The organism is Rhizobacter sp. P2_H2 (genome assembly GCF_056403375.1).
Window position 1 is genome coordinate 1 of sequence record NZ_JBFUFP010001370.1, and the last position, 1,205, is coordinate 1,205.

Here is a 1,205-nt window from a genome sequence, read left to right on the forward strand (position 1 = left end):
ACGAATGACAACTGTCGGGGCCCTTGGCCCTGCTCGCCGGCCGGTTGGCAATTGTTGACAAAGCAGGGGTCCGTTTGGCGCGCACGGCGACGAAATCAGGTCCACATTCCCGTCGCACGTTGTTGCCCCAAAAGAAAGGAATTCGCCATGAACTGGATGCGTCCATGGGCCCTGGCCCTCTGTCTGTCGACCCTGGGATGGAGCGCTGCCCCGGCGGCCGACGACCCGCTGGCGGCGACGCCGCAGGATCGGCAGTGGCTGTTGCCTGCGGTGCCGCCGCACCCGGACGACAACGCGCCGACCGCCGCGCGCGTCGAGCTCGGCAAGATGCTGTTCTTCGATGCCCGCCTGTCCTCCGAGCGCAACCTGTCGTGCGCCGGTTGCCACAGCCCGCTGTACGGCTGGTCCGATGGCCTCGGCACCGCCAAGGGCTTCCGCAGCAAGGTGCTGGGACGGGCGTCGCCGACCATCGTCAACAGCGGCTACAACACCATCCAGATGTGGGACGGCCGCCGCGCGACGCTCGAGCACCAGGCGATGGGGCCGATGGAGTCGATGGACGAGATGGCGATGAACCTCGATGCGCTGTTCGCGTGGCTGGCCGTCAACCCGGGCTACAAGTCCGCCTTCGCGGCCGCCTACCCGGGCGAGGCGATCGACAAGACGACGACTTCGAAGGCGATCGCGGCCTTCGAGCGCACCGTGGTCAGCAGTGACTCGCCGTTCGACCGCTGGCTGCGCGGGGACCGCCAGGCGATGACGGCGCAGCAGGTGAAGGGCTTCCGCCTGTTCGCCGATCCGGCCAAGGGCAACTGCGCCGGCTGCCACCAGGCCCCCAACTTCACCGACAACGGATTCCACAACATCGGCCTGACCTCCTACGGCCAGGCGAACCCGGACGTCGGCCGCTTCGCGATCAAGCCGGTGCCGTCACTGAAGGGCGCGTTCAAGACGCCGACGTTGCGCGACGTGGCCCTGACCGCTCCCTACTTCCACGACGGTTCGGCGGCGACGCTGATGGACGTCGTGGCGCACTACAACCGGGGTGGCGAGGTGCGCACCAACCTGTCGGCGAGCGTCAAGCCGCTGTCGCTGTCGAACGACGAGATGCGCGACATCGTCGCCTTCATGGAGGCGCTGACGACGCCGGCCAGGCCGTTCACGCTGCCGACGCTGCCGGCCAACTGAGCCCCCGAGGAGTCTTC

1 protein-coding gene is annotated in these 1,205 nt (G+C 68.0%); it reads left to right on the forward strand.

All coding sequences use genetic code 11. The features are described 5' to 3' along the window. Nucleotides 1-147 precede the first annotated feature (147 nt). The gene (locus AC1D15_RS33175; RefSeq protein WP_477829414.1) at nt 148-1,188 is read left to right on the forward strand and encodes a cytochrome-c peroxidase; all 1,041 of its coding nucleotides are present in this window, start codon (nt 148-150) and stop codon (nt 1,186-1,188) included. Nucleotides 1,189-1,205: the final 17 nt, after the last annotated feature.

Bases quoted from the DNA above. Each gene is read 5' to 3' on its own strand.
- AC1D15_RS33175 (WP_477829414.1), top strand. From the start codon at position 148: ATGAACTGGATGCGTCCATGGGCCCTGGCCCTCTGTCTGTCGACCCTG.